Consider the following 2,077-nt stretch of genomic DNA (forward strand, 5'->3'; position numbering starts at 1 on the left):
GCGCGGGGGCATCGAGGGGTTCCAGGAGGCAAGAAGCGACCGGGAAGTGTAACGGCTCACCGCCCGTCGCGGTCCGTGAGACGACGGCGGGCGAGGATCGGTCCATGCCACACCGTCACCTGAGGGGACTTGCCATGAACACCGATCTTTCCCAGCTCTCACCTGCCGGCCGCCGGGCCGCCATCGCCCTGGCCTGGCTGGTGGGCGGCTGCCTGCTGCTCGCCTTCACGCCGTTGTCGTCGCGTAGCGCAGCCCTGGGCTGGACACCGGCGTTCTGGCTGGTTTTCGCGCCGATGAGCGTGCTGCTTGCCCTTAGGCCCACCCTGCCCCTTCGTTTGCTGGCGGCTGCCCTGCGGCGCTAACCGCGAATCCCTAAACGCTTCAGTTCCATCCGGCGCAGGAATTCCTGCATCACGCGGTTGTAGAGGTCGTCACCGAGGTAGGCGTCCTCCACGCCCGCATCGATCGACGGATTGTCGTTGACCTCGATCACCACCGGGCGGTCGGCCACCACCTTGATGTCCACGCCGTACAGCCCGTCGCCGATGGGCTGGGTGGCTTTCAGGGCCAGCTTGATCACTTCCGACGGTGCTTCGCGCACCGGCAGCGTGCGGAAGCCGCCGGACTTGGCCGTGCCCTTGGCGCCATGGTTGTAGATCTGCCAATGGCCGCGCGACATGAAGTACTGGCAGGCGTACAGGGCCTCGTGGTTGAGCACGCCCACGCGCCAGTCGAACTCGGTGTAAAGGTATTCCTGCGCCAAGAGCAGCGCGCTGTGCTGGAACAACTCACCGGCGGCTTTCTCCAGCGCAGCGGCGCTCTCCACCTTCACCACGCCACGCGAAAACGACCCATCGGGGATCTTCAGCACGATCGGCAGGCCGAGTTTCTCCACCAGCGCGCCGAGCTTGCGCGCATCGTCGCGGTAGATGATCTCGGTCCTGGGCACGGCGAGCTTGCGCGAGGCCATCAGGTCGTTCAGGTAGATCTTGTTCGTGCAGCGCAGGATCGAGGTCGGGTCGTCCATGACCACCATGCCCTCGCGCTCGGCGCGGTGGGCGAAGCGATAGGTGTGGTTATGGCTGGCGGTGGTCTCGCGGATGAACAGGCCGTCGTATTCGGCCAGGCGGGGATAGTCGTTCTTGCCGATCGGGTCCACTTCCACGCCCAGCGCCTTGCCGGCGGCGATGAACCCTTTGAGCGCCTTGCGGTTGGATGGCGGCATGGCCTCGTTGGGATCCACCAGCATGGCGATGTCGTAGCGATAGAGCTTGCGCACGCGGGGCTTGCGCCAGATTTTCCGCGAGAAGTTGTCCAGTGCCTGGGCGAAGGCATCTTCCTGGGCGTCGTCCAGGGTATGCAGGCCCACCGGCTTGATCGCGGAGATCTGCCAAACCCGGTCGCGCTCGAATTCGATGCGCATCAGCGGGCACGGAAACATCTCGAAGATCTGCCTCGTAAGATCCTGCAGGTTTTCGTAGGCCGTCTCGCCGAAGTACACCAGCACGCCGAAATCGGTGGTGTCACGGGCTCCCGCGGGAAGGAAATTGGCCAGCTTCTCGTTGAGATCGTCGATCGACAGGCCGTACAGCGAACGCTGGCGCAGGTCGTTGACGGTACGTACCGACGGGATCACCCGGTGGCCGCGCGCCTCGGCGAGCAGGGACACGTAATAGCCCGTGCCCAGGTATTTGTAGCTGCGGCACAGGTTAACCACATGGGTGCGCTCATCGTCGCCGCCGACCGGCCCACGCAGATAGTCCATGGCGGTCATGACATCGGCGGAAGGGTAATAAGAGCCCCAATCGGAGGCTTTTTCCACGACGATGACGAGCCGGCTCATGTGTCCTCTGGTTTTGTCGGGCGACAGACGGTGCCGCACCCATGGGTGGTGAGTGTGGAGACATGCGGGCCCGGCCACAAGCGAAGGACTGAAGCCTGCATAAACCTTTTGGCAAGATTTTCATTGCCGCTGGAGGGTCGGTTCACTACAGTGCGCGCTCATTACGTCCTGCCCGGCCTCCAACGACACGCCCGTGCCCCCTTCCCCCCGCCCTGCCATCCTGCGCGCCATGGA

General features: G+C 64.4%; 2 protein-coding genes. One reads left to right on the top strand and one right to left on the bottom strand.

Features of this window, described 5'->3' with window-relative positions; all coding sequences use genetic code 11:
• Positions 1-104: 104 nt before the first annotated feature.
• Positions 105-362, top strand: coding sequence for a hypothetical protein (locus VK519_RS10240; protein ID WP_324349525.1), 258 nt, complete (start codon positions 105-107; stop codon positions 360-362).
• On the opposite strand, the gene VK519_RS10245 is transcribed toward VK519_RS10240, so the two are convergent.
• Positions 359-1,843 carry a RimK family ATP-grasp domain-containing protein gene (locus VK519_RS10245; protein ID WP_324349527.1) on the bottom strand — a complete coding sequence of 495 codons (1,485 nt, stop codon included), beginning with the start codon at positions 1,841-1,843 and terminating at the stop codon, positions 359-361. The two genes, VK519_RS10240 and VK519_RS10245, sit on opposite strands and share 4 nt — an antisense overlap.
• Positions 1,844-2,077 lie beyond the last annotated feature (234 nt).

The organism is Pinirhizobacter sp., from assembly GCF_035317885.1.
In the GTDB taxonomy this organism is placed as follows: domain Bacteria; phylum Pseudomonadota; class Gammaproteobacteria; order Xanthomonadales; family Rhodanobacteraceae; genus Pinirhizobacter.

Coding starts and splice junctions, on each gene's coding strand:
- VK519_RS10240 (WP_324349525.1), top strand. CDS start 105: ATGCCACACCGTCACCTGAGGGGACTTGCCATGAACACCGATCTTTCC.
- VK519_RS10245 (WP_324349527.1), bottom strand. CDS start 1,843: ATGAGCCGGCTCGTCATCGTCGTGGAAAAAGCCTCCGATTGGGGCTCT.